Origin of the sequence: Methanoplanus endosymbiosus, from assembly GCF_024662215.1 — an archaeon.
Lineage (GTDB): Archaea > Halobacteriota > Methanomicrobia > Methanomicrobiales > Methanomicrobiaceae > Methanoplanus > Methanoplanus endosymbiosus.
The window spans coordinates 2848279-2868608 of record NZ_CP096115.1 but is presented as its reverse complement, the minus strand read 5'-3'; the positions used below and the strand labels follow the sequence as shown (position 1 = coordinate 2868608).

The 20330-nt window shown below is 39.0% G+C and carries 33 protein-coding genes; 16 read left to right on the top strand and 17 right to left on the bottom strand.

Annotation, left to right across the window (positions count from 1 at the left end):
- Positions 1-30: 30 nt before the first annotated feature.
- Positions 31-1662: a nucleotide sugar dehydrogenase gene (locus L6E24_RS13445; protein WP_257742462.1), complete on the top strand. Its 1632-nt coding sequence runs from the start codon at positions 31-33 to the stop codon at positions 1660-1662.
- Here the strand turns inward: L6E24_RS13445 and L6E24_RS13440 are convergent, their stop codons facing one another.
- From L6E24_RS13440 to L6E24_RS13430, 3 genes are all read right to left on the bottom strand, one after another.
- On the bottom strand, positions 1663-1800 hold the full coding sequence (locus L6E24_RS13440) for a HepT-like ribonuclease domain-containing protein (protein WP_257744042.1): 138 nt from the start codon (positions 1798-1800) through the stop codon (positions 1663-1665).
- A gap of 51 nt (positions 1801-1851) precedes the next feature.
- Positions 1852-2046, bottom strand: coding sequence for a hypothetical protein (locus tag L6E24_RS13435; RefSeq protein WP_257742461.1), 195 nt, complete (start codon positions 2044-2046; stop codon positions 1852-1854).
- 397 nt (positions 2047-2443) lie between these two features.
- Positions 2444-2839 (bottom strand): acylphosphatase, encoded by a 396-nt coding sequence (locus L6E24_RS13430; protein ID WP_257742460.1) that lies wholly within the window; start codon positions 2837-2839, stop codon positions 2444-2446.
- A 348-nt stretch (positions 2840-3187) separates the two neighbouring features.
- Between L6E24_RS13430 and L6E24_RS14800 the strand changes: the two genes are divergently transcribed.
- Genes L6E24_RS14800 through L6E24_RS13420 form a run of 3 tightly spaced genes read left to right on the top strand, consistent with a single transcriptional unit; the run spans position 3188 to position 3565 of the window.
- A complete protein-coding gene (locus L6E24_RS14800; RefSeq protein WP_373021066.1) occupies positions 3188-3346 on the top strand; it encodes a type II toxin-antitoxin system HicB family antitoxin in 159 nt (52 codons plus the stop codon).
- Entirely contained in the window at positions 3282-3422 is a 141-nt protein-coding gene (locus tag L6E24_RS13425) for a type II toxin-antitoxin system HicB family antitoxin (protein WP_257742459.1), read from the top strand. Before L6E24_RS14800 ends, L6E24_RS13425 begins: the two co-directional genes overlap by 65 nt.
- Positions 3419-3565, top strand: coding sequence for a type II toxin-antitoxin system HicA family toxin (locus tag L6E24_RS13420; protein ID WP_257742458.1), 147 nt, complete (start codon positions 3419-3421; stop codon positions 3563-3565). Before L6E24_RS13425 ends, L6E24_RS13420 begins: the two co-directional genes overlap by 4 nt.
- Positions 3566-3731: 166 nt before the next feature.
- Here L6E24_RS13420 and L6E24_RS14795 read toward each other — a convergent pair whose 3' ends face one another.
- The 4 genes from L6E24_RS14795 to L6E24_RS13400 are packed head-to-tail and all read right to left on the bottom strand — an operon-like array spanning position 3732 to position 4930.
- On the bottom strand, positions 3732-3851 hold the full coding sequence (locus L6E24_RS14795) for a hypothetical protein (protein WP_373021272.1): 120 nt from the start codon (positions 3849-3851) through the stop codon (positions 3732-3734).
- Positions 3852-3892: 41 nt separating this feature from the next.
- Positions 3893-4057 (bottom strand): type II toxin-antitoxin system PemK/MazF family toxin, encoded by a 165-nt coding sequence (locus L6E24_RS13410; RefSeq protein WP_257742456.1) that lies wholly within the window; start codon positions 4055-4057, stop codon positions 3893-3895.
- Between the two features lie 10 nt (positions 4058-4067).
- Complete coding sequence (locus L6E24_RS13405; RefSeq protein ID WP_257742455.1) at positions 4068-4577, bottom strand: hypothetical protein; 510 nt, start codon at positions 4575-4577, stop codon at positions 4068-4070.
- A gap of 11 nt (positions 4578-4588) precedes the next feature.
- Positions 4589-4930, bottom strand: coding sequence for a transcriptional regulator (locus tag L6E24_RS13400; protein WP_048145428.1), 342 nt, complete (start codon positions 4928-4930; stop codon positions 4589-4591).
- A 492-nt stretch (positions 4931-5422) separates the two neighbouring features.
- Here L6E24_RS13400 and L6E24_RS13395 point away from each other — a divergent pair, with 492 nt between their 5' ends.
- Both L6E24_RS13395 and L6E24_RS13390 read left to right on the top strand, forming a co-directional pair.
- Complete coding sequence (locus L6E24_RS13395; protein ID WP_257742454.1) at positions 5423-5704, top strand: hypothetical protein; 282 nt, start codon at positions 5423-5425, stop codon at positions 5702-5704.
- Positions 5705-5753: 49 nt separating this feature from the next.
- Positions 5754-5963, top strand: a complete 210-nt coding sequence (locus L6E24_RS13390) for a hypothetical protein (protein WP_257742453.1) — start codon at positions 5754-5756, stop codon at positions 5961-5963.
- Positions 5964-6307: 344 nt separating this feature from the next.
- Here L6E24_RS13390 and L6E24_RS13385 read toward each other — a convergent pair whose 3' ends face one another.
- The 3 genes from L6E24_RS13385 to L6E24_RS13375 all read right to left on the bottom strand — a co-directional run bounded on the left by L6E24_RS13385 (position 6308) and on the right by L6E24_RS13375 (position 9005).
- Complete coding sequence (locus tag L6E24_RS13385; protein WP_257742452.1) at positions 6308-6556, bottom strand: type II toxin-antitoxin system RelE family toxin; 249 nt, start codon at positions 6554-6556, stop codon at positions 6308-6310.
- Positions 6550-6816 carry an AbrB/MazE/SpoVT family DNA-binding domain-containing protein gene (locus L6E24_RS13380; RefSeq protein ID WP_257742451.1) on the bottom strand — a complete coding sequence of 89 codons (267 nt, stop codon included), beginning with the start codon at positions 6814-6816 and terminating at the stop codon, positions 6550-6552. The genes L6E24_RS13385 and L6E24_RS13380 overlap by 7 nt, the downstream gene beginning before the upstream one ends.
- A gap of 1013 nt (positions 6817-7829) precedes the next feature.
- The gene (locus tag L6E24_RS13375) at positions 7830-9005 is read right to left on the bottom strand and encodes an ATP-binding protein (RefSeq protein ID WP_257742450.1); all 1176 of its coding nucleotides are present in this window, start codon (positions 9003-9005) and stop codon (positions 7830-7832) included.
- A 380-nt stretch (positions 9006-9385) separates the two neighbouring features.
- Between L6E24_RS13375 and L6E24_RS13370 the strand changes: the two genes are divergently transcribed.
- The gene (locus L6E24_RS13370) at positions 9386-9562 is read left to right on the top strand and encodes a type II toxin-antitoxin system HicA family toxin (protein WP_308219130.1); all 177 of its coding nucleotides are present in this window, start codon (positions 9386-9388) and stop codon (positions 9560-9562) included.
- A gap of 78 nt (positions 9563-9640) precedes the next feature.
- Here the strand turns inward: L6E24_RS13370 and L6E24_RS13365 are convergent, their stop codons facing one another.
- On the bottom strand, positions 9641-9778 hold the full coding sequence (locus tag L6E24_RS13365; RefSeq protein WP_257742449.1) for a hypothetical protein: 138 nt from the start codon (positions 9776-9778) through the stop codon (positions 9641-9643).
- A gap of 157 nt (positions 9779-9935) precedes the next feature.
- A complete protein-coding gene (locus L6E24_RS13360) occupies positions 9936-11264 on the bottom strand; it encodes an acylphosphatase (protein ID WP_257742448.1) in 1329 nt (442 codons plus the stop codon).
- 56 nt (positions 11265-11320) lie between these two features.
- Here L6E24_RS13360 and L6E24_RS13355 point away from each other — a divergent pair, with 56 nt between their 5' ends.
- From L6E24_RS13355 to L6E24_RS13330, 6 genes are all read left to right on the top strand, one after another.
- Positions 11321-11848, top strand: a complete 528-nt coding sequence (locus L6E24_RS13355) for a DapH/DapD/GlmU-related protein (protein ID WP_308219129.1) — start codon at positions 11321-11323, stop codon at positions 11846-11848.
- Between the two features lie 304 nt (positions 11849-12152).
- Positions 12153-12356, top strand: coding sequence for a type II toxin-antitoxin system HicB family antitoxin (locus L6E24_RS13350; protein ID WP_257744040.1), 204 nt, complete (start codon positions 12153-12155; stop codon positions 12354-12356).
- Positions 12357-12373: 17 nt separating this feature from the next.
- A complete protein-coding gene (locus L6E24_RS13345; protein ID WP_257742447.1) occupies positions 12374-12499 on the top strand; it encodes a type II toxin-antitoxin system HicA family toxin in 126 nt (41 codons plus the stop codon).
- Positions 12500-12786: 287 nt separating this feature from the next.
- On the top strand, positions 12787-13005 hold the full coding sequence (locus L6E24_RS13340; RefSeq protein ID WP_257742446.1) for a hypothetical protein: 219 nt from the start codon (positions 12787-12789) through the stop codon (positions 13003-13005).
- 207 nt (positions 13006-13212) lie between these two features.
- A complete protein-coding gene (locus L6E24_RS13335; protein ID WP_257742445.1) occupies positions 13213-13422 on the top strand; it encodes a hypothetical protein in 210 nt (69 codons plus the stop codon).
- A gap of 295 nt (positions 13423-13717) precedes the next feature.
- Positions 13718-14197 carry a DUF4062 domain-containing protein gene (locus tag L6E24_RS13330; RefSeq protein ID WP_257742444.1) on the top strand — a complete coding sequence of 160 codons (480 nt, stop codon included), beginning with the start codon at positions 13718-13720 and terminating at the stop codon, positions 14195-14197.
- Here the strand turns inward: L6E24_RS13330 and L6E24_RS13325 are convergent.
- Positions 14194-15081 carry an RNA-guided endonuclease InsQ/TnpB family protein gene (locus L6E24_RS13325; RefSeq protein WP_257742443.1) on the bottom strand — a complete coding sequence of 296 codons (888 nt, stop codon included), beginning with the start codon at positions 15079-15081 and terminating at the stop codon, positions 14194-14196. The two genes, L6E24_RS13330 and L6E24_RS13325, sit on opposite strands and share 4 nt — an antisense overlap.
- Before the next feature lie 260 nt (positions 15082-15341).
- Here L6E24_RS13325 and L6E24_RS13320 point away from each other — a divergent pair, with 260 nt between their 5' ends.
- Positions 15342-16499 (top strand): transposase, encoded by a 1158-nt coding sequence (locus L6E24_RS13320; RefSeq protein WP_257742442.1) that lies wholly within the window; start codon positions 15342-15344, stop codon positions 16497-16499.
- 460 nt (positions 16500-16959) lie between these two features.
- On the opposite strand, the gene tnpA is transcribed toward L6E24_RS13320, so the two are convergent.
- Positions 16960-17316, bottom strand: a complete 357-nt coding sequence (tnpA, locus tag L6E24_RS13315) for an IS200/IS605 family transposase (RefSeq protein ID WP_257744039.1) — start codon at positions 17314-17316, stop codon at positions 16960-16962.
- A gap of 140 nt (positions 17317-17456) precedes the next feature.
- Here tnpA and L6E24_RS13310 point away from each other — a divergent pair, with 140 nt between their 5' ends.
- The gene (locus L6E24_RS13310) at positions 17457-18506 is read left to right on the top strand and encodes a Fic family protein (RefSeq protein ID WP_257742441.1); all 1050 of its coding nucleotides are present in this window, start codon (positions 17457-17459) and stop codon (positions 18504-18506) included.
- Between the two features lie 67 nt (positions 18507-18573).
- Positions 18574-18777 carry a type II toxin-antitoxin system HicA family toxin gene (locus L6E24_RS13300; protein ID WP_308219161.1) on the top strand — a complete coding sequence of 68 codons (204 nt, stop codon included), beginning with the start codon at positions 18574-18576 and terminating at the stop codon, positions 18775-18777.
- Positions 18778-18909: 132 nt separating this feature from the next.
- Here L6E24_RS13300 and L6E24_RS13295 read toward each other — a convergent pair whose 3' ends face one another.
- The 3 genes from L6E24_RS13295 to L6E24_RS13285 all read right to left on the bottom strand — a co-directional run bounded on the left by L6E24_RS13295 (position 18910) and on the right by L6E24_RS13285 (position 20247).
- Complete coding sequence (locus tag L6E24_RS13295; protein ID WP_257742439.1) at positions 18910-19251, bottom strand: transcriptional regulator; 342 nt, start codon at positions 19249-19251, stop codon at positions 18910-18912.
- Between the two features lie 396 nt (positions 19252-19647).
- Positions 19648-20043: a type II toxin-antitoxin system VapC family toxin gene (locus tag L6E24_RS13290; RefSeq protein ID WP_257742438.1), complete on the bottom strand. Its 396-nt coding sequence runs from the start codon at positions 20041-20043 to the stop codon at positions 19648-19650.
- The gene (locus L6E24_RS13285) at positions 20044-20247 is read right to left on the bottom strand and encodes an antitoxin VapB family protein (RefSeq protein WP_257742437.1); all 204 of its coding nucleotides are present in this window, start codon (positions 20245-20247) and stop codon (positions 20044-20046) included.
- Between the last annotated feature and the right edge of the window lie 83 nt (positions 20248-20330).

Genomic DNA, 20330 nt, shown 5'->3' with positions numbered 1-20330 from the left:
TAATAAATACAACAGAGGAAAAGTCCATCTATGAGCAGCAAAATTAAAGGTCTTCTGAAGGCCAGAGGGCCGATTAAAAAGATCGGGGTAATCGGTATGGGCTATGTCGGAATTCCGGCGGCAGTGCTCTTTGCAGATGCACCGGAGTTTGATTATGTCTATGGATTTCAGCGTGATTCAAAGACTTCCGGATATAAAATCGATATGCTCAATGCGGGGGAAAGCCCGCTTAAGGGTGAGGAGCCGGGGCTTGATGAACTGATTAAAAAGGTCACAGGCAATGCAGAATCCGATGGAGATGGGAAATCTTCCGGAAAATCTGTTGGCAGAAAGAAATTTGAATGTACTTCTGATTTTTCCAGGCTTTCTGAGTGTGATGCCATAACCCTTGCAATACAGACACCATTTAAGAGCAGAGAGGATCTCATCCCGGATTTTACTCCATTAATAATGGGCCTTAGAAATGCCGGCAGGTATCTGACTCCCGGAACTCTTGTGGTTTTGGAGTCAACCATTACACCCGGAACAACTGAAGGAATGGCAAGGGAGATCCTTGAGGAAGAGTCCGGACTTGTTGCAGGGGTTGACTTCTGTCTTGCACATGCACCTGAAAGGGTTATGGTTGGAAGACTTCTGAGGAATATCCGCGAGCATGACAGAATTGTCGGCGGGATTAAGAGCTATGGCGCAGACGGAGCACTTCCGGACGGTATGGATTCACCGAGCACAAAGCGCGCGATGGAACTCTACGGCCCTGTGCTCACCAAAGGAGAGCTGATTCCTATGAGTGCAACGGCTGCCGAGGTCACAAAGACTGCCGAGAACACCTTCAGAGATCTCCAGATCGCAGCTGCTAACCAGCTTGCACTCTACTGCGAGGCCATGGGAATAAACTTCTATGATGTCCGGAGAGGTGTTAACTCCCTGAAGGGAGAAGGCATCACAAGAGCAATGCTCTGGCCCGGTGCCGGTGTCGGCGGCCATTGTTTAACGAAGGACACCTATCACCTGGAGCGTGGAGTTAAAATTGTCAACACGGAATTAGGACTCAATGCAGGAACAAAAGATTCCCGCATGTCTCCCGAACCTCTTGACTTCCCTGAAGGAAAGGAATCACTGTATGTTCTTGCCCGGCAGATAAATGACTTCATGCCCCATCATATGTTTACCCTGACAAAATCGGCACTAAGGCGTGCCGGAAAAGTTTTAGAGGGGCCGGAAAACGAAATCAAAATTGCCCTGCTCGGATGGGCCTTCCTTGCCAATTCAGATGACGCAAGGGATACTCCGGCAGAGATATACTACAGGCTCTGCAAAGATGCCGGCGCAGACATCAGCATTCATGACCCCCATGTTCTCAGTTATCCCGGACTTGACGAAGGTGACACCATCTCACAGGACTTTGATGGAGTCATTGCCGGTGCTGATGTCATCGCTGTTCTTGCCGGACACAAGGAATATTTAACTTTAAAACCGGAGGAAGTTGCCAAAAGAGTAGGAGTGAAGTGCCCTGTAATTGTTGACGGCCGGAATGTTATTGATCCGGATATGTGGATTGAGGCAGGTTTCATCTACAAAGGCATTGGGCGTGGTGATAAGAATGTTCACAGGTTAATTTTATCCGGACAGCACATATCCAAATCTCCGGAAATGAAATCATAATCATAATTTTTCACAGAAAAGCTGAGTTATTTGTCCAATATCATTGATGATTGATTCATAATTATCATATATTTCATCAAGTATCAGAGAGTCATATGCATGAACAACCGCATTTCTAAAACCATTTAGTCTTCGGATGGCATTATATTCATCAGGACCAATAAATCCACCATCAAATAAAGCAGCAAATTATTCATAATCTCTGACCTTCTGACTTTCACTCATGCTTGTTTCAATAATTATAGCTATGTCAACAAGTGCCTCAATGGCTGTATGAAACAATGTATCAGTTGACATTTCCATAACCATTGAAGGAGACTGTGGAATAGTAAATAATATCTCACTCCGGAGTCCTGTGTACATTCCTGCCGGCACGGTAATCAAAAGATGATATCTTCATCAGCCTTAATGCAGTAATTACAGATTTGTTTCATCTCCACATCTGTCCACAAAGATTAATGAAGAGAATACTCCAGTTGCCTTTTCCAATAGTTTTTGCCCAACTGAACAGGTCCGGGCAGGTCGCAGCGTGCTGTCCGGCGGGTGCCAAAAGATGATTCCGGTTGCAAAACCCTTTAATCGATGAAGAGAAAATAAAGGCAGTTTCAGAGGTTATAAGAACAGGAATGATAGCCTCAGGGTCTGTTGTCTCAGAATTAAAGAAGGAATTTTCCGGATTTATAGGAAAAAAAGGGCCACATCAACCCAGGAAACGCAGAACTGCATGCGCATGAGAATAAACTCAGGATATAACTGTTTTTCAGATACCGGCAATCATAATTCAGACTTTAATACCCGCTCTTGCCAGTGCATCTTTTATAGAGACAAGTTCCTTCCTGATCTCTTTGATTTTCCCGGCGTAATCCAGTCTCTCAAAAGTTTCTTCCTCCCGATCGCCTCTTTTAATCTCAAATTTTTTAAATTCTTCTTTTGCTTCCTGCCATGAAACATTGCATTCAGTAACATTAATTGGATATTTTGTTATATTGATTCGTGAAACAAAAGCCTGAAGTTCCTCTTCACTTCCTTCAGCGACAATTTCAACTTTGCCATCATCGAGGTTTTTAACATATCCTGTAATATCCCGGCAGAAAGTTTCCTTCTGGACAAAATCCCTATAACCCACCCTCTGGACATACCCGTCAGCGATGACCTGAACCCTCTTCATTAACTGCATAATATGAACTGAAAACATAAATAACTTATTATAGCTGCTGTTTTCTGCCCAAATATAATCATCCACATAAGGACGCTGTCTGAAAAAACAGTGTTGACTGACCATTATTAATCATCACTGAAAATTCCGACAGTTCCGCTGACGGTTCAGCCGGATTTTTTAGTGGTGCGTAAGCAGAAAACTAATTTTCCGGATTAAATGAAATGGATAAGCAGTAGACATAATGAATAACCGGACATCTCCGGATTTTCAGACATTACCCAGAGATTCAATAGCCGGAGATTATTTTAAGGTCCTTGAGAAAACCTATATAACTATAAAATAATTATCTGCATAGAAGAATTTCATATGTCATACAATCACCTTCGATACACAGTAATGATGGAAAAGAATGAAGATGGAGGTTATACTGTAACAGTACCATCTCTGCCCGGATGTATCAGTGAGGGGTCAGATTGGGACGCAGGCCCTGGCAAATATAGAGAAGGCCATTGCCGGTTATATTGAAGTTGCAAAAAAACTCGGTAAGCCAGTTCCGGTTGAAGTAACTGTCACAATGAATACTGCAAAAGCCGGAATATGAAACTTCCACGAATTTCCGGGGAAAAGGTCGTTAAGGCACTCAAAAAAGCTGATTTTGAGCCTGTGGGTGTCAGAGGGAGGCATCACTATTTTCATAACCGGGAAAACGATGTAATTGTAACTGTCCTTTGTCCACTCAGGTGAAATTCCTGCACCAAAAACTCTTCAGTCCATTATTTATCAGGCCGGACTTACAACTGAAGAGTTCCGTGAACTCCTTTGAAGAGGTAATTGGAAATTTACATCCGGGGTGTATGTCAGTATTTACATCTGAAACTGGTATAAATATTCTATATTCCGGAAATATCAGTTATTTTAGAGAGAGCAGATCTTTTAAAAGAATGTTTATCGCGTCCATATCCTCAACTGAACATCTTCCGGTATTTCTGACAAAACGGTTTTTAGAGAGGGCAACAATCTGAAAGATCAGTGCTGCACTATTGCAGGAAAGCCCGTTTTGTGAACTTTTTTCTAGCCATGGCTGTATGGGAATGAAAATGCTGCCTGAGTTGTTGTGATTGGGACTACAATGGTTATGCTCCCATGTGCAACGGCAAGCACTATGGCAGGTCGTAGCCCGCCCTGTTCGTGCCCCCGTGCGTCGGTGAGGTCTACAAACCAGATATCTCCTCTCATTCTTTGCATTTTAATGCCTCATTGACTGAATTCCAGCCAGCTGCCATTTATTCAGCTCGGTTTCGAGTGCTTTCTTCTCATCTTCGGTGGGGATAAAGAGGTACTGCTTTGCTCTGTTGATACCTTTGATAATCAGTTCGTTGGAATAGAAAGATTTCATTCTCCTGACTGTCCTGTATGCCTGTTGCGGTGGGTTGTGCATCTCGAAGGCCAGATGGCTGTAAGTCGCCCCGATCTCAAGCAGGGCGGGGTTTTTATTAAAGAGGCCGGTAAGTTCAGCAATGTAATCCACTTCGTCAGGTGATAGTATGTCCTCTGTTTTGCACCGGTAAAATTCATCAGCATAATGGTAGTAATCCCACGCAAAGGCTGGTGAGTAGGGCCCTCTGACGTAGAGGTGAAAAGGGTACTTAAATGTGATTCCCTTCAGTTTCAATAGGTAGATGATCTTTTGAGCGATGAGCCGGTGTTCAAACAGGTTTTTTTCCATCTGAAAATCTGCTTCACGAAAGCCAGGCAATTGCTTTGCTTCTATCGCTCACAGGTGTCACCTTCACATTCCAGGAGTTTGCAGAGCCAGTTGCGGACACGCTGCCATTCAGTCAGTCCTTTTGGGGTTATAGCATAAAGTTCCAGTTCTTCTCCTTCGAAAATCACTTTTTCGCAGCGGAGATAACCCATTCCTGCAAGTTTTTTCAGGTTTGTATAGGTTGCGCCGTCGCTCAGATTCAGTCCGGCCTTAAGTTGCCGTGCTGTGGCTCCATCTTCGCCAAGTTCAGAGAGTGCCCACAGAATTTCCAGGCGTATCTTTGAGATGAGGCTGCTGTTTAAGCCCTCTGATTCTTCCACAACGGAAATAAGATTATCTGGCATGTTGACTTTCAACTTTAAGTATATGTTGTAGTATGAGACAATAAAGAATTTGCTGGTGATTATATCTGAAGATAATGTCGTCATCGGACCAAATGCAGTATTTATTAATGGCCCGTATCCTCCGCACTGTGGCATCCACGGCAGCAGTAAAGGCAGTATCAAAAGCGATGTCAAAGATCCGGTGATAAAGAAAGGCGTCTCAATCGGTGCCAATGCAAACGTTTCTTCCCGGAGTTGTGGCCGGTGAGGGTGCACTTGTCGCTGCCGGTGCTGTTGTGACAAAAAATGTTTCCGGCAGGAATGTTTGCAGTAGGTGCATCGGTAGGGTTTAAGATGCCGGATAGATATAAGGGAATATTTCCGGTTGGAAACAGTCTGGAAAATATGATGAAAAGTCTCCTTTAAACATCACTGAAAAGTCTGAATGTGCTTCTTAGGCACTACTTATTTATCTCCCGAAGTGAATATAATTGCGTATTAAGGGTGAATAACATGTCTATATTCAATGGAGTTTATAGCCTAAGGAAATTTGTAATCTTTACAGTTTTGGCAATATTTGTTTTAACCCTTGTTTCATTTCTTTCAACCAAAGCTATGGGAATTTTAGCTGGTATTGGAGTTATTGGTCCAGGAATAGTTTTAATGATTTATATATTGGATCAATATGGAAATTATCTCCTTATGGATTCAGGGTATTATATGAGCAAAGAAGAAATGGAAGAGTTTGGAAAGAAAAAGCTGATTAAATCACCAAATATCCATAAAGATCATTAAATGGAGCATAATTTTGAGAATTGGTTAATATTGCATATGGAGGATATACATGGTAAATAAGACATTAAATGAGATCAGAATAATTGGGTTTGAAGTCCTGGTAAAAAACCTGGGTCCAAAAGACGCTGTAAGGTTTATTCAGAGTTATTCACATGGCAGTGGTAATTATACAAAAGACCGGAAAAAATGGCTGGAAAAAGATTTTGATAACGTTGTATGGAGAATTATTAAAAAACGTAGTGAATCAGATAATGAATGATTTAGATTGTGGTAATTACAATTTATAATATGACTATTTTTAATTGCACTCGCAGGAAATGTCACTCTCGAAAGCATTACATAGTTTATCAACCCGGTAACTTACATCTTTGATCAAGGATGATGGTGGGGGGTGCACCTGTCGCTGCTGTTGTGACAAAAGATGTACAGGCAGGAATGTCTGGCTGTTGGTGCACCGGAAAAAGGTCTTAAGGAGATAGATAAGGGAGCAAGGGGGAAATAATTCTGGTTGGAAACGGTCTGAAACACCGATGAACAGTCAGCTTTAAGCACCACCAAAATATCAGGCTGTGCCGATTGTGTCCGGAGCAGTTAACTTTGGAACTACTGATTATCTTTATGGTATATTGTCAGGAAAACTATGGTTTCGGTTTCATAGTCATAATAATATGATAGCCTGAAAGGGGGAATATATAATTCTCTTGTACCTTTCCGGTTGTATTTCATAGGTTTGCCAATTTCCGGGTTTTCCAGGATTTTTATAATCTGTTTTTTTACTTTCGTTTTTACCTTTTGATCGTTTATCTTCCGGATTGTTTTTTCGAAGAATGGATCATAATATACAGTCACCATTCATCGAGTCCGTCAATAAATTCCTGCTTATTCTTCTTAATGAATGTCCCGTTACTGTACTGATTAAATGCTTCCTCAGTTTTTTTTGCAAATTCTAGATCAGCTTCAAAATTACTGTCCAGATCACTCACCTTTTTTAAGATGAACTGCTCTTCATGTTTTATTATTATAAATTTTTCATCCTTCTGAATTGTTTTCCTCATCTCTGATGGAATAACAATCTGTCCTTTGGAACTCATTTTGGTTATTGCTATATCCATTGTGATCTTACTCACCTATGTAAGATGAATCTTATATAATTATGGTATATAGCATTGAAATTTGTTGTTTAGGATCAGAATAAGAGTCTTAGAAATGTTAAAAGGTATTTCACACCCGGAAATAAGAAAATAACAACAGGGGAGACTCAGGCAGAGGGATATTATGTTCTCTGTTAAGATGCCGGAGCAGAAGTGAGCATTCATTCTGAACAAAAGATTTTCCTTTTCGTTTGAAAATTGGCACAGAATTAATTATAAAAGTGCCAAAGTCTTAAAGATATAATAATTGATGGAGACTGGATATGACCTCTGACTGCCAGAATAAAGAGATAAATATGGAAAGATAAATTAGAGAAATTAAAGACCAGATTCTCCAGATTTCTGATAAGCTTGATATGCTGATTAACGACAGGGAAACTATTGGACTGATGACTCTATCAGAAAAGTCACTTAAGGGATTTCTGGAAGGTGAACCTGATCTCTACTCTGTTTTTTTATCTGAAGGTTGTGTATAAATGAAGGGAACTATTGTTCTGGTTCCTTTCCCTTTTACAGATTTAACAGCATCCAAAGTTATGTCCGGCTCCTGTCCTGCATGAAGGAAGGTATGATGTTGTCCTGGCATTTATATCGTCACGTATTCCGGGAGGAGCAGCTCCTCCGTGCGTTGTTATTCTGGATGAATCACATCCGGAATTTAATATGAGTGGTCTGAAGACTTCATCCGTAGTTAGGCCTGATAAGATTGCGACAGTATTATCATCTTTAGTAATTGGTGAACTGGGAGTTGCAGGTCCTGAGATATGTAGTATGGTCAACCATACCATTGATTCGCTTTATCATCTATAACTTCTGATGACGAATATTGGACTTAATGCCAAAAACACGGGACCTTTTCAGATTAACAGATAATTATGCCATAAAGGCAAAATTCCTTAATGAATATGAAAATCGTGCAAAAGCTGATCAGCCCATTTCTCCCTAAAAATACCTTTCTTTGTTAAGATCTCTGATTACAGATATCCGCTCAGCTCACCAATATCATCATAGGATATTACTCTCCCCGCTTTTCTGTTCTGAGATTTGTCGCCGCCATAGACAACAAAGGACCTTTCCGGAGGGTTTCCTGAGAGATTATTCCAGTATAAAATATTTTTAAAGTAATCTGTACTTATTGTCCTGCCTGCCTTTATCTCAACGGGAACCGGATTATTTTGTCCTGTATCTATGATGCAGTCTATCTCATGACCGGATTTATCCCTCCAGTAGTAAAGATTGTTCTCCCTTGATCTGTTGAATCTGAACTTTAACAGTTCACCTGCTATCATCGACTCAAAGAGGCCCCCTTTTAGCGGATGGTAATTTAACTGTTCGGGACTTTGTATTCCTGCAAGGTTTGATGCCAGGCCGGGATCTGTAAAGTAGAGTTTTGGCATTTTTGTAAGCCTTTTGTTGTAATTTTTGTGATGAGACCTTGTTAAAAATACTGTAAACGATGCCTGAAGTAGAGAGAGCCATTCCTTTGCTGTTTTGTCTGTGATACCACAGTCATTTGCAAGTGAGGAGAAGTTTACAACCTGACCGTTTCTGTTTGCGCACATCTTCAGAAAGTCCTGAAACAGAAAAAGATCCTTAATCTGCTTCAGCTGCCTGAGATCCCTTTCAATATATGTCTGGACATATGATGAGTAGTAATCTGCCGCATTAATATCATTATCATAGATTCGGGGGTAAAATCCTGTGAACAGATAATCCTCATATGACTTTTTCGCCAGGCCGGCATTTTTTATCTCCGAAATCGACAGCGGAAGAAGTTTTAGGATTCCAACCCTTCCTGCAAGGGACTGTGATATCTTCTCTGACAGCATGAAATTCTGTGAGCCGGTAAGAATGAACCTTCCCGGTTCTTTTGAGCTGTCAAGAATTCCCTGCAGGTAGGAGAATAATTCAGGTACATGCTGAATTTCATCTATTACTGCTCCTGTATCTGTATACTGCGCGAGAAAACTTCTGGGGTCTTCCTTTGCATATGATCTAATGTCTAAATCTTCAAGTAATACATAGGGTTTTTCCGGAAAAACAGACCTGACAAGAGTTGTCTTTCCGGATTGTCTTGGTCCTGTGACGCTTACTGCCGGAAATCCGGCTGCAAGTTCCTTTAACTTCTCTTCGGCTTCTCTTTTGATCATAATTCCCCTCTGATTTTGGACAAATCCGGAATTGCAATACGGATTTGTCCCAGCGATTATTGAATGTAGCACCCGGGAGCATAAATAATTTATCACCCGGACGATTCATGGATGATTAGAAAGAGAGAACAGTAGGAAAAGCTGGTGAAAATATAATCTTCTAACTAACATCACACATGTTGCTGAAGGGTGATGTTATTCCTGTGTCACTGCCGGTGCGGTTGTGACAAAAGATGTGCCGGCAGGAATGTCCGGGATCTTAGGTGCACCGGCAGTAGATCTTAAGGAGATGCCAGGATAGGGAGAATGATTCCGGTTACAAAACTCTCTGAAAAGCATTCATTAATGATATTCCTTAAGCAACACTGAAATATCAGACTGTGCCTTCTAAAGTGGGATGTTATATTCATGACCAGAAAGGAAGTCATATTCATCTTCGGCATCCGGAAAAAAGACCTCTGACAATTCCAAATCATAATGAAATTTCATGTGGTACCCTTAGAGCAATCATAAGGGAAGCTGGTTTAACTCCTGATGAATTCATGGATTTGCTCTGAGTGAACTGTAGAAAAACCGGATGAATTATGTGGACTTAGAACGAAAAGAACTGATGTTAAGTGTGGAGGAAATATATTTTAAATCTTCATAATACTCTTCTTTTTAAGGCCGATCTCAATCTCTTTTTTTACAAGTTTAGATTCTTTTTTCCCCTGAATAATCTCTGCATAGGGTGCTTTAACTGAAAGAAGAGCTGCCTTACCACGATGAGTCATAATCATACTTGTGTGACATAATATTATTTAATTATTTAGTATCTCCATGTTTACCCGCAGTAAGAATTTAAAAGGTGGGTGGTTATATAACTTAACTCCGGCAAATCATCCAGACTGTTAAAACCTACTTCATTATCAGCATAGATGAATTAATCGTTCAATTGCAATTGCCAAACAACGGACACATACCTTGTAATAGAACAGAGAACATAAAAATTCCTATTAATTCAAGAACGAGGATAGTTACAAGAAGAATATAATAGAAATTTAAATTTTCAAGTTCACTATCAAGATCTTTAAGGAAAAGCCAACCTTTGATAATGACTAAAGTTGTAATAACAAATACCGGGTAAGTAATAAAAAGGCCTGAATTATTCAGGAAACCATTACCAAAAGAGTAAATTAATCCAATCGGTATAAAAACTGCCGATAATACACCCAATACTAAACCTACTCTTATCCAGTTCAGCAACCTTTTGTGAACATCGTGCCGATGAGTAATTCTTAAAATCCGTTTTGATCCATCTCCTTTAAATGAAAAATAAGCCCTTTTTCCACTTCTACTGCTGACAAATCTGATCTCTTCAGCAAGAGACATTACATTATCTTCAATTACTTCTCCATCCTGATCAATTACTTCTAAATAATCATCGAAATCAAAATGCTCCGCAGCTTCAATTACAACATAGGAATTAATTTCATCGGGCATCTCAAAATGAAATCTGAGATAATTTGCATTTTCATATTTTTGACTTTCATCATTACATGAATAAGGAGAAAAATTCTCAAATGTAAGGGTACGCCTGTATTTTGGTTTTAACTCACGATTATATGGGAGATATATATTTATGAGATAATCTGAATTGCCATTCTTACCTGCTTCCCTAGCTTTTGCAAATTCCAGACATTCACCATTTGAATCAGTTATCTTAAGAAATGGCTTATATTCTCCGAGGTCATATTTTATCACTCCGATATATTCATTGCCTTTATTGGCAAATGTTATCTCACTTATTGCAATATATGATGAAAGTGTCTCAAATCTAAATAGATAACGAACTCTTTCTATTCTTGTTCTGACGTATTCAGAATCCATGACTGAGGAACGAATTAAATCTAAAGTTGCAGATTCATTTTGTAAAGCTATCCTGGTAAATTCTCCTCTTTCATGGACTTCTTCATTAAGTTCTCCTTTCAGGATTTCAAATTCATTAAATTCCCCTTTTGTGTCCTGCCATGTGATATTACATTCAGTTATATAAATGGGTGGACTTGTTATATTTATCTGGGAAATAAATGCCCGGAGTTCTTCTTCCTTCCCTTCGGCAATAATTTCAACCTTCCCACTTCCAGGATTTTGTACATATCCTGTAATGTCTCTGTTAAAAGCCTCTTTTAAAATATACTCGCGGAATTCAGCATTCGGAATATTGCCACTGACAATGATTTGAATCCGCTTCATTATTATTTTAATAAGAACTGACATTATTAATGTCTTGTTATTTCATTATTATTTTAATAAGAACTGACATTATTAATGTCTTGTTATTTCATTATTATTTCCTGATATACAATATTATATGCTCCAAAACCTCCGGCAAAGAAGATTTCACAGGTGTTACAATTGGCAACAATTTTGTCTTAAGGCCGGGGACAATTATCTACAGTGATGTTACAATTGGTGACAACTTCTCATCCGGACATTCAGTAATGATTCGGGAGAAGACAACAATCGGTGACAATGTCTCTGTCGGCAGTTCAGTTATCATTGAAGGCAACTGTACAATCGGGAATAATGTCTCACTTCAGAGCCTTGTCTATATCCCGACTGACGTAGTAATTGAGGACAATGTCTTCATCGGCCCGAATGCAGTACTTATCAATGACCCGTACCCTCCACGCGGAGGAATAAAAGGTCCGGTGATAAAGAAAGGTTCCTCCATCGGTGCCAATGCAACCATCCTCCCCGGAGTTGTGGTCGGTGAGGGTGCACTTGTCGCTGCCGGTGCTGTTGTGACAAAAGATGTTTCCGGAAGTCGTTTTGGCATTCAGTGCACCGGCACGGTTTAAGGAGTTACCTGAGGGGTCCAGGAGATGATTCCGGTTTTCAAAACCCTTTCATCGGGGAGATTATGGCAGTTGCCGGGGTTATGAGATCAGGCATGAAAAATATATTATTTCTGTAAGACATTAGTTATTACATAGGCATTTTAGGACCTGGAAAAATGATTCAGTTTAAAATTCTTCTCGAAAAAGATGAAGACGGTTGGTTTATAGTGCAGAACTTTACGTTTTGGAATAATCGGAATGAAATGAAGATTATTCTAAAGCGTGCACTCTAACCGCACTACATAGTCTTAAGCAGACTTTCCGGATTTTTCCGGAAAGTTTCGCATTAGACTATACTGCAACTGTCCCTTCCCTTCCCGGATGTATATCACAGGGCAGGACAGAAAAAGAGGCAAAAGAGAATATAACAGAAGCCATAGAACTCCATCTTAAATCCCTTGCAGAAGAAGGAATCCCTTTAAGACCGGAGAATGGTATGACTGAAGCTTTTGTTGCAGTAAATGTATAAGTTCTAAAGTTCCGGTTTTGTCAGGCAACCAGGTTATAAAGGCTTTTTCTAAAGAGGGATATTATGTTTATGGCCAGAAAGGAAGTCATATTCATCTTCGGCATCCGGAAAAAAGACCTCTGACAATTCCAAATCACAATTAAATTTCACGTGGTACGCTTAGAGCAATCATAAGGGAAGCTGGTTTAACTCCTGATGAATTCATGGATTTGCTCTGATAATTTAGAGAAGAATCATTGTAATAATGTTGAAGAGTCAATGTATCGTTAAATGGGACTGGATATTACTTCTGACTGCCAGGATAAAGAGATGAATATGGACAAAAAGCTTAGAATAATCGGCTCACCCGGATTTTCAGACAGTGACTCTTTACAGATAAGAATATATATCATACAATAATAGTGTGATCTGTTATTATTTGGGCAGGTACATGAAAATATATCTTGACGTATGCTGTCTTTGCAGACCTTTTGATGATCAGACATCATACAGGATCAGTATGGAGGCAGAAGCAGTAACTGCAATACTGAACAGATGTATGGCAGACTGGAAATTAATCGGGAGTGAAGTCATTGACTACGAAATATTCCGGATGAGGAGAAAATTGAGGCCATCAGGAATTTCCTTATTCCTGCTGAGGAAAAAGTAGTAATAAATAAAAAAATAATTAAGCGTGCCCGTATTCTTCACAATAATGGCATTGACACATTTGATGCCCTTCACGTAGCTGTAGCAGAAAGTATTGGAGCATTATTTCTGACTACCGATGATCTGCTGATCAAACATTTAAAAAAGCAGGAAAAAAATGTATCCATTAAGGTAAATAATCCATTAAAATGGCTTATGGAGGAAATATATGGAGACGAAAACACTAAATGAGATCAGAATAACAGGATTTGAAATTCTGGTAAAAAATCTGGGCCCGAAAGACGCTGTAAGGTTTATTCAGAGTTATTCACATGGCAGTGGCGATTATACAAAAGAACGGAAAAAATGGCTTGAAACAGATTTTGATAAAGTTGTAGAAGGGATTATTAAAAAACGTAATGAATCAGACAATGAATGATTCAGGTTGTAATGAAATTACAATTTGTAACATGACTATTTTTAATACACTCGCAGGAAACGTCACTCTCGAAAGCATGGCTTAGTTCACTAAAGCCCGGTAGCTTACATCTCCGGTCAAAGATGATAGTGAAGTTCACTTGTCACTGCCGGGGCAGTTATAACAATTATCTTCTCTTAATATGAGGTTGTGTTTACTTTTTTTGGTGCGGAATCTGAATAATTTACAGAAATTATAAGATATAATGACTTATAAAATAAAATAATGACAATAATCTCTGGACCTGAGTTTTAAAATGATTCCAATCCGAATATTCATAAGTAGTGTTCAGAAAGAATTCGCTGAAGAAAGAGCAAGACTAAGGGATTACCTGCAGGGTGATGCTCTGATGCGAAGATTTTTTGAAGTTTTTCTGTTTGAAGATCTTCCGGCTGTAAGCCGCAGACCTGATGAACTATATCTGGAGGAAGTTAAGCAATGTGATGTTTATGTTGGTCTTTTTGGGTATAATTATGGCTCTATAGATGATGACGGTTTATCACCGACAGAAAAGGAATTTAACCTTGCCACAAAACTTAACAAATATCGTCTGATTTATGTCAGAGGCTCAGATGATTCTTCCAGGGATATGAAAATGCAGCTTCTTGTTGGAAGAGTACAGAAAGAAATTACACGGAAAAGATTTGATACATCAGCAGAACTCCTTTCCGGAGTATACTCTGCACTTGTTGAATATCTTATAGAAAAGCAGTTACTGACATACTCCCACGGCTAAAGCACGTGGGGTTCTGACGTTGTTTGACATTCTTCAAACATTGCGTCGTGGGGTATCAGTGCTCCCATCGTGTACATCTCTTTCTGTACACGATCAACCATGCTTTTTTGACGATTTGCTATGTTGAATGCAGCATTTACATCAGCATGATCAACGTGGCCACAATGTGGACACTTAAACTCTTTTCCGTTACGAATTCCTATTTTACCACAAATTGAACAGTTTTGAGATGTATATGCAGGATCTATATAATACACCGGAACGCCAAGCAGCTTAGCCTTATATTCTACAAATAACTGTAGTTGATAAAATGACCAACTGTTCAAGGCGTATTTAAACGATTTACTCTGTTTCCGGGAGTTACGAATTCCTTTTAAATCTTCAAATACAAGACCTGCATTTTGTTCTTTAGCAATATTAACAATCCAGCGACTAATTTTATGATTTAAATCTCTGATGATTCGGGATTCTCTATCCTTTATCTTCTTCAATTGTCTGAATTTTCCCTGTCTTTGAAGTCGTTTACGAATTGCAGAATATTTATTGTGGATATGAAGTGCTTTTTTACCAAGCTTTTCAATTTTTCCAGTATCTGGATTTGCCAATACAACAATATGGCCCGTAGTGTTCCGATCAACCCCTATAAATGCAGAGGGTATCATCCCGGACTCTTCTTTGACGGTACATGATATATAAGCAAACTCTTTATCAATTTCAATTTGATTTATCTTCTCAAAATCAGGGAATTGATAATTCAATGTTAATTTTAATGGAACTATTGTGATAATCCGATTATCTTTATCGACTCTGATTGATTGATTTGGAATAACTAAATTTACATTATGTACTCGTTTAATCTTTTTCTGGCTACCATATTTCCGCAATATTTGGTTAGATATTGCTGATTTAAGTCCAATATCAGTACTTTAAAGATTCCGCAAATTTCATCACATAAGACCCCGGAGTTTTCTGCCTAAACTCAAATAGTTAAGTACTTCTCAATATTATATTGTGTCAAAACCTCTGCTGCGTGCCGTGGAATGTTTGCACAATCTGAATCAGACAAATGTTCAATATGATCTTGTTTTTTTGATGTACCAATTGCCAATCAATAGATATATATTGCCTCCAAAACATCATCCTTGTGGCAATATTTGGTCAAAAAAACAGCAAAATCCAGTCAGATACAGGACTGAAGCTTGGAAAACTTGAATTGATCTGTGATATTATTGAGGATCATATCTCCTTTCCAGATGGCAGATATTATGATTCAAAAACAATTGTAAGAGGAACAATAGCAGCGGCATGTTCTAAAAATTCGATTTCAGGACTTGTAAAAATGACAGATGGTTTGCCATCCCATACAACCTGTCTGAAATATTTACATAATATTGACATGGAGAAATTAGAATCAGATTCCTCTAAAATACTTTTATTGGCAGGGGAAGGCATAATTATAGAAGGCAGGGCTTACAATTTTGCTATTGATAAAACCCTCAAGCCATATTATGGGGTTAAAGACGAAGAAGAAGATCCTAATATTATACGCAACAAGAAGAAAGCATCGACAACCAAGTTCTTTGCTTACATGACTTTATCGATTGTGGACCAGGATAAGCACCTCACCCTTCTTGTTATTCCCTGGAAAGATAATGATAATAATTTTGATGGAATAAAAACATGTGTTGAGTTAATTCGGAGTTTAGGTCTGAAAATAAAATGTTTAATGTTAGACAGGGAGTTCTACACAGGTAAAATCTTTAGCTACCTAAAAGAATCAGATGTCCCACACCTCATGCCGGTGAAGCAACATGGTGAGGAACTCAAAAAGAATCTAAAAGGTAAAAAATCAAAATCCTTTAAACACACCCTAAATTCAAAATCAAAGTTCCCATTGGAGATAGAAATAGTTGACTGTATTGTCTATCAAATGGGAAAGAAAGGCAAAAATGGTGTACTTCATCGAGCATTTGTAGTTTATAAGGTATGTAAATCTCCAAAATCGATTAGAAGATTGTATAAACACAGATTTGCCATTGAGTCCACATATGTCCTTGCTAATAAAAGTGGTGCAAGGACATCCACTAAGGATCCGGTAGTTAGGTTTTATTATTTTTTAATCTCTTTTATAATACAGAACCATTGGGTTTCAATCAAATGGAAGAGATTTGCAAAACTTCAGAGGGGACCAAAGGTAATTTATAGAGATCGATTTCCCTTGCACCATTTTATCACTATCTTAATTAAAGAGGCTTGGGAGCATTTCCATTTATTGAGCCTTAATGAAATTGCCATAAGCTGATATTCAGACATCTTCATGAATTGAGTATGCAGATGGCCAGGTTTAGCGGTAGCTATTTTAAATTTTACAATATCTTTACTGGAAACGGTATAATTTCGATTCAAACTCATTTATTCAGACATTTATTCATGAAATATGAAGCAGTGTGTTGTGGTTCAAGTGGGATAAAATGGTGTTAACCAAAATCGGTTTACAAAATACATTTTTATCCCTCAAATTTGAAATGCAGGACATTTGGATATAATATTCAATTTAGGGGCATACAGTAAGACATTTTTAAAACAATATTCATCAATTTTAAATATTAATCGAGCACTTAATTTAAAGTACTGAATATGTTTAACTGCTTTAGAAGACCTGCATTTTGGATTCCTGACTGCAAACTCCGCTACTTTAAAGGCTTTTTTTAGTTCTTCAGTGAAGTCCTGATTGTGGCGGATTTTATATGTCAAAATCATGATTAGTTCTTTTTTTGATCTTCGATGTATTTTTTTACAATTTCGTCTGAAATATGACCACAACTCTCACAATAATAACTTCTGGTCCATAATGTTGGAAGACGGGTTCTCAATGTGCTAAACTCCTGTCTTAAAATTCTTGAAGTATAACCTTTAAATTGCTGGATAACCCAATGTGGACTTGCAGTTGGTTTTGTTTTAACAAATAAATGTAGGTGGTCCGGCATAATCTCCATGACCTCAATTACCACACCAATATCAGATGCTTTTTCATACAATAACTCTTTCAACCTTACTGCAACATCAGGTTGTAGGACATTTCGTCTATATTTAGGACACCAAATAATATGGCACCCAATATTATATACGCAGGTATTCGCATGAGTCTAACGTTCTTTTTTTGCCAACAGTATTATTACCTAGGGGGCAAGAATATATATTTATTGTCGTGATATAGACGCATTCATCCCACGGCTAAAGTCGTGGGCTTTCTGCTGCCATGATCGTAAGATCAGGGCCTTTTGACACTTCACCATGTCTAAAAGCTTCGTTTGAAGATCTTGACCCGGAGAGGATGAGATGGTTTATAAAATCTGCAAGGGCTATCCGGAATTTCCCTTTAAAGGAAGATGAAAACTTTTCAGATTTGTTAGAACACCTTAATCTTCTTGACGATGGATTTCTGACAAACGCTTCGGTTCTTCTTTTTGGCAGGAACCCTCAGCGCTTCCTTTTGTCTTCTGAAATTAAATGTGCTCATTTCCATGGAACCAGGGTTTCCAAACCAATCCCTTCATATCAGGTGTACAAAGGCACAGTTTTTGAGATAGTAGATCAGGCAGTTGATTTTGTGCTGAGTAAACTGGATTTATCTGTAGGGACGCGGGAATACGGTCCTCAGGCACCTGTTAAATACGAAATCCCAAAAGAAGTTGTTGCTGAAGCGATAGTCAATGCTGTTGCACACAGGGATTATACAGGCAATGGCAGTGTACAGGTTATGCTCTTTTCAGACCGCCTGGTTGTCTGGAATCCAGGGAGGCTGCCCCCATCTCTGACAATTGAAAAACTGAAGGAAGCTCATGGTTCTGTCCCAAATAACCCACTTCTGGCAGAACCAATGTACCTTACAAGGTATATAGAACGTATGGGCACAGGCACAGGCGATATGATTGAGCAATGCCGGAAAGTTAACCTTAAAGAACCTGATTTTCTAATGACAGATGGATTTGAAGTAGTAATCTACAGACCGTTAAAAAGTGATAAAGCAGGTCTGCCACCTTATGAAATCACAGGGGAAGTCACAGGGGAAGTCACAGGGGAAGTCAGGAGACTTTTGATGATATTAGATGCTAAGATGACCCGGCAGGAAATTCAGGAGAGAATGGGACTTAAAAGTGAGGAAAATATTCGGATAAGATATATCCGGCCTGCAATTGAATCAGGACTTATTGAGATGACTATCCCTGATAAACCACAGAGTCGTCTGCAGAAATACCGGCTTACAAAAAAGGGCAGAAAAGTTCGGGAAACTGAAAGCGAAGTGTAAGCCAGTTCCGGTTGAAGTAACTGTTTCAATGAATACTGCAAAAGCCGGAATATGAAGCTTTTTACGAATTTCCGGGGAAAAGGTCATTAAGGCTCTCAAAAAAGCTGGTTTTGAGCCTGTAGGTATCAGAGAGAGGCATCACTATTTTCACAACCGGGAAAACGATGTAATTGTAACTGTCCATTCAGGTAAAATCCTTGCACCAAAAACTCTTCAGTCTATTCTGTCTAAGACCGGTCTGACAACTGAAGAGTTCTGTGAACTCCTTTGAAGAGGTAATTAGTGGTTAACATCCGGAACATATGTTAAGATTCTATATCCCGGAAATACTTGCTATTTTAGTGATAACATGTCTTTGTCCATCTGAAAATCTGCTTCACGAAGGCAGGCAATTGCTTTGCTTCTATCGCTTACAGGTGTCACCTTCACATTCCAGGAGTTTGCAGAGCCAGTTTTGGATACGCTGCCATTCAGTCAGTCCTTTTGGGGTTATAGCATAAAGTTCCAGTTCTTCTCCTTCGAAAATCACTTTTTCGCAGCGGAGATAACCCATTCCTGCAAGTTTTTTCAGGTTTGTATATGTTGCGCCGTCGCTCAGGTTCAGTCCGGCCTTAAGTTGCCGTGCTGTGGCTCCATCTTCGCCAAGTTCAGAGAGTACCCACATAATCTCCAGGCATATCTTTGAGATGAGGCTGCTGTTTAAGTCTTCGGATTCTTCCACAACGGATATAAAATTGTCCGGCATGTTGACTTTCAACTTTAAGTATATGTTGTAGTATGAGACAATAAAGAATTTGCTGGTGATTATATCTGAAGATAATGTCCCATATAGCCAAATGCAGTACTTACTAATGACTCCTGTTCTCCACGCGGTAGCATCCCCACAGCAATACTAAACATTCTGTCAAAAGAACGCTACTATTGGTACCAGTGTAACAGTTCTGCCCGGAATTGTGATTGGCGAAGGTTGTAACAAATGATGCTCCAGTGGGAATGCTCATTGTCGATGCACTGGCACATATCTTAAGGAGTCGCCTAAAGAGGGTGTGGAAGAATGATTCCGGTTTTCAAAACAGTCTGAAAAATAGTGATGGGGAATTCTCCAGGCATCACTGAAAAACCGGATTGTGTCCAAAGTTGTTTAGTGATTGATTATTTTCAGGTTGGGTACTCTGGAAAAATCTTTTTTGTTATTTGTTACAACCGCTGCGTCATTGTATAGTGCAATGCTTGCAATCAGTTCGTCAAACTGTCCAATTGGTCTCCCATTACTCTTAAGATATGCAGATAATTTTCCAAATATGATGAATATTTCATCCGTAAAGTCGAGGTAATCAAACTTTTCCAGGAATTTATCAATTTTATCAAGTTCATTTATTGTCTGTCTTGATCTGAATGCTCCTTTATGGAGTTCGAGGATATTTACAAATGTTGTTGTGATTAATTCATCTTTATCCTCTATCTCCTCTAAAAATCTGATGGCTCCCTTTTTTTCTGATAACAGGTCTATAAGGAAAGTAGTGTCAAGAATTATCATTTAATCACTGCTTTCTTCTATTGCCTTTTTCATCTCCTCTGCGGCTTTTTCATCGATAGGTTCCAGGTCTTTTAGGATTTCAGAGAGTTTTCTCTTCCTGGGAGTGACTCTGATTATTACATCGGTGAAGCTTTCACCATTCTGTTTTAATGCATTAAGGCGTTCATATGCCTCATCAGAGATACTGATACTTTTGGATGCCATGATTTACAGATTACCTCACATGAAATATAATACTGACTCTTCTCCGGGTGCTTTAAATCTTGAGAAGAATCCTGTTTCTAAAT

Coding starts and splice junctions, on each gene's coding strand:
- L6E24_RS14800 (WP_373021066.1), top strand. CDS start 3,188: ATGTCATACAATCACCTTCGATACACAGTAATGATGGAAAAGAATGAA.
- L6E24_RS13375 (WP_257742450.1), bottom strand. CDS start 9,005: ATGATCAAAAGAGAAGCCGAAGAGAAGTTAAAGGAACTTGCAGCCGGA.
- L6E24_RS13420 (WP_257742458.1), top strand. CDS start 3,419: ATGAAACTTCCACGAATTTCCGGGGAAAAGGTCGTTAAGGCACTCAAA.
- L6E24_RS13290 (WP_257742438.1), bottom strand. CDS start 20,043: ATGATAATTCTTGACACTACTTTCCTTATAGACCTGTTATCAGAAAAA.
- L6E24_RS13335 (WP_257742445.1), top strand. CDS start 13,213: ATGGAGACGAAAACACTAAATGAGATCAGAATAACAGGATTTGAAATT.
- L6E24_RS13340 (WP_257742446.1), top strand. CDS start 12,787: ATGAAAATATATCTTGACGTATGCTGTCTTTGCAGACCTTTTGATGAT.
- L6E24_RS13380 (WP_257742451.1), bottom strand. CDS start 6,816: ATGGATATAGCAATAACCAAAATGAGTTCCAAAGGACAGATTGTTATT.
- L6E24_RS13400 (WP_048145428.1), bottom strand. CDS start 4,930: ATGCCAGATAATCTTATTTCCGTTGTGGAAGAATCAGAGGGCTTAAAC.
- L6E24_RS13330 (WP_257742444.1), top strand. CDS start 13,718: ATGATTCCAATCCGAATATTCATAAGTAGTGTTCAGAAAGAATTCGCT.
- L6E24_RS13365 (WP_257742449.1), bottom strand. CDS start 9,778: ATGACTCATCGTGGTAAGGCAGCTCTTCTTTCAGTTAAAGCACCCTAT.
- L6E24_RS13410 (WP_257742456.1), bottom strand. CDS start 4,057: ATGAGAGGAGATATCTGGTTTGTAGACCTCACCGACGCACGGGGGCAC.
- L6E24_RS13385 (WP_257742452.1), bottom strand. CDS start 6,556: ATGGTGACTGTATATTATGATCCATTCTTCGAAAAAACAATCCGGAAG.
- L6E24_RS13310 (WP_257742441.1), top strand. CDS start 17,457: ATGATCGTAAGATCAGGGCCTTTTGACACTTCACCATGTCTAAAAGCT.
- L6E24_RS13430 (WP_257742460.1), bottom strand. CDS start 2,839: ATGCAGTTAATGAAGAGGGTTCAGGTCATCGCTGACGGGTATGTCCAG.
- L6E24_RS13445 (WP_257742462.1), top strand. CDS start 31: ATGAGCAGCAAAATTAAAGGTCTTCTGAAGGCCAGAGGGCCGATTAAA.
- L6E24_RS13295 (WP_257742439.1), bottom strand. CDS start 19,251: ATGCCGGACAATTTTATATCCGTTGTGGAAGAATCCGAAGACTTAAAC.
- L6E24_RS13285 (WP_257742437.1), bottom strand. CDS start 20,247: ATGGCATCCAAAAGTATCAGTATCTCTGATGAGGCATATGAACGCCTT.
- L6E24_RS13390 (WP_257742453.1), top strand. CDS start 5,754: ATGGTAAATAAGACATTAAATGAGATCAGAATAATTGGGTTTGAAGTC.
- L6E24_RS13395 (WP_257742454.1), top strand. CDS start 5,423: ATGTCTATATTCAATGGAGTTTATAGCCTAAGGAAATTTGTAATCTTT.
- L6E24_RS13360 (WP_257742448.1), bottom strand. CDS start 11,264: ATGTCAGTTCTTATTAAAATAATAATGAAGCGGATTCAAATCATTGTC.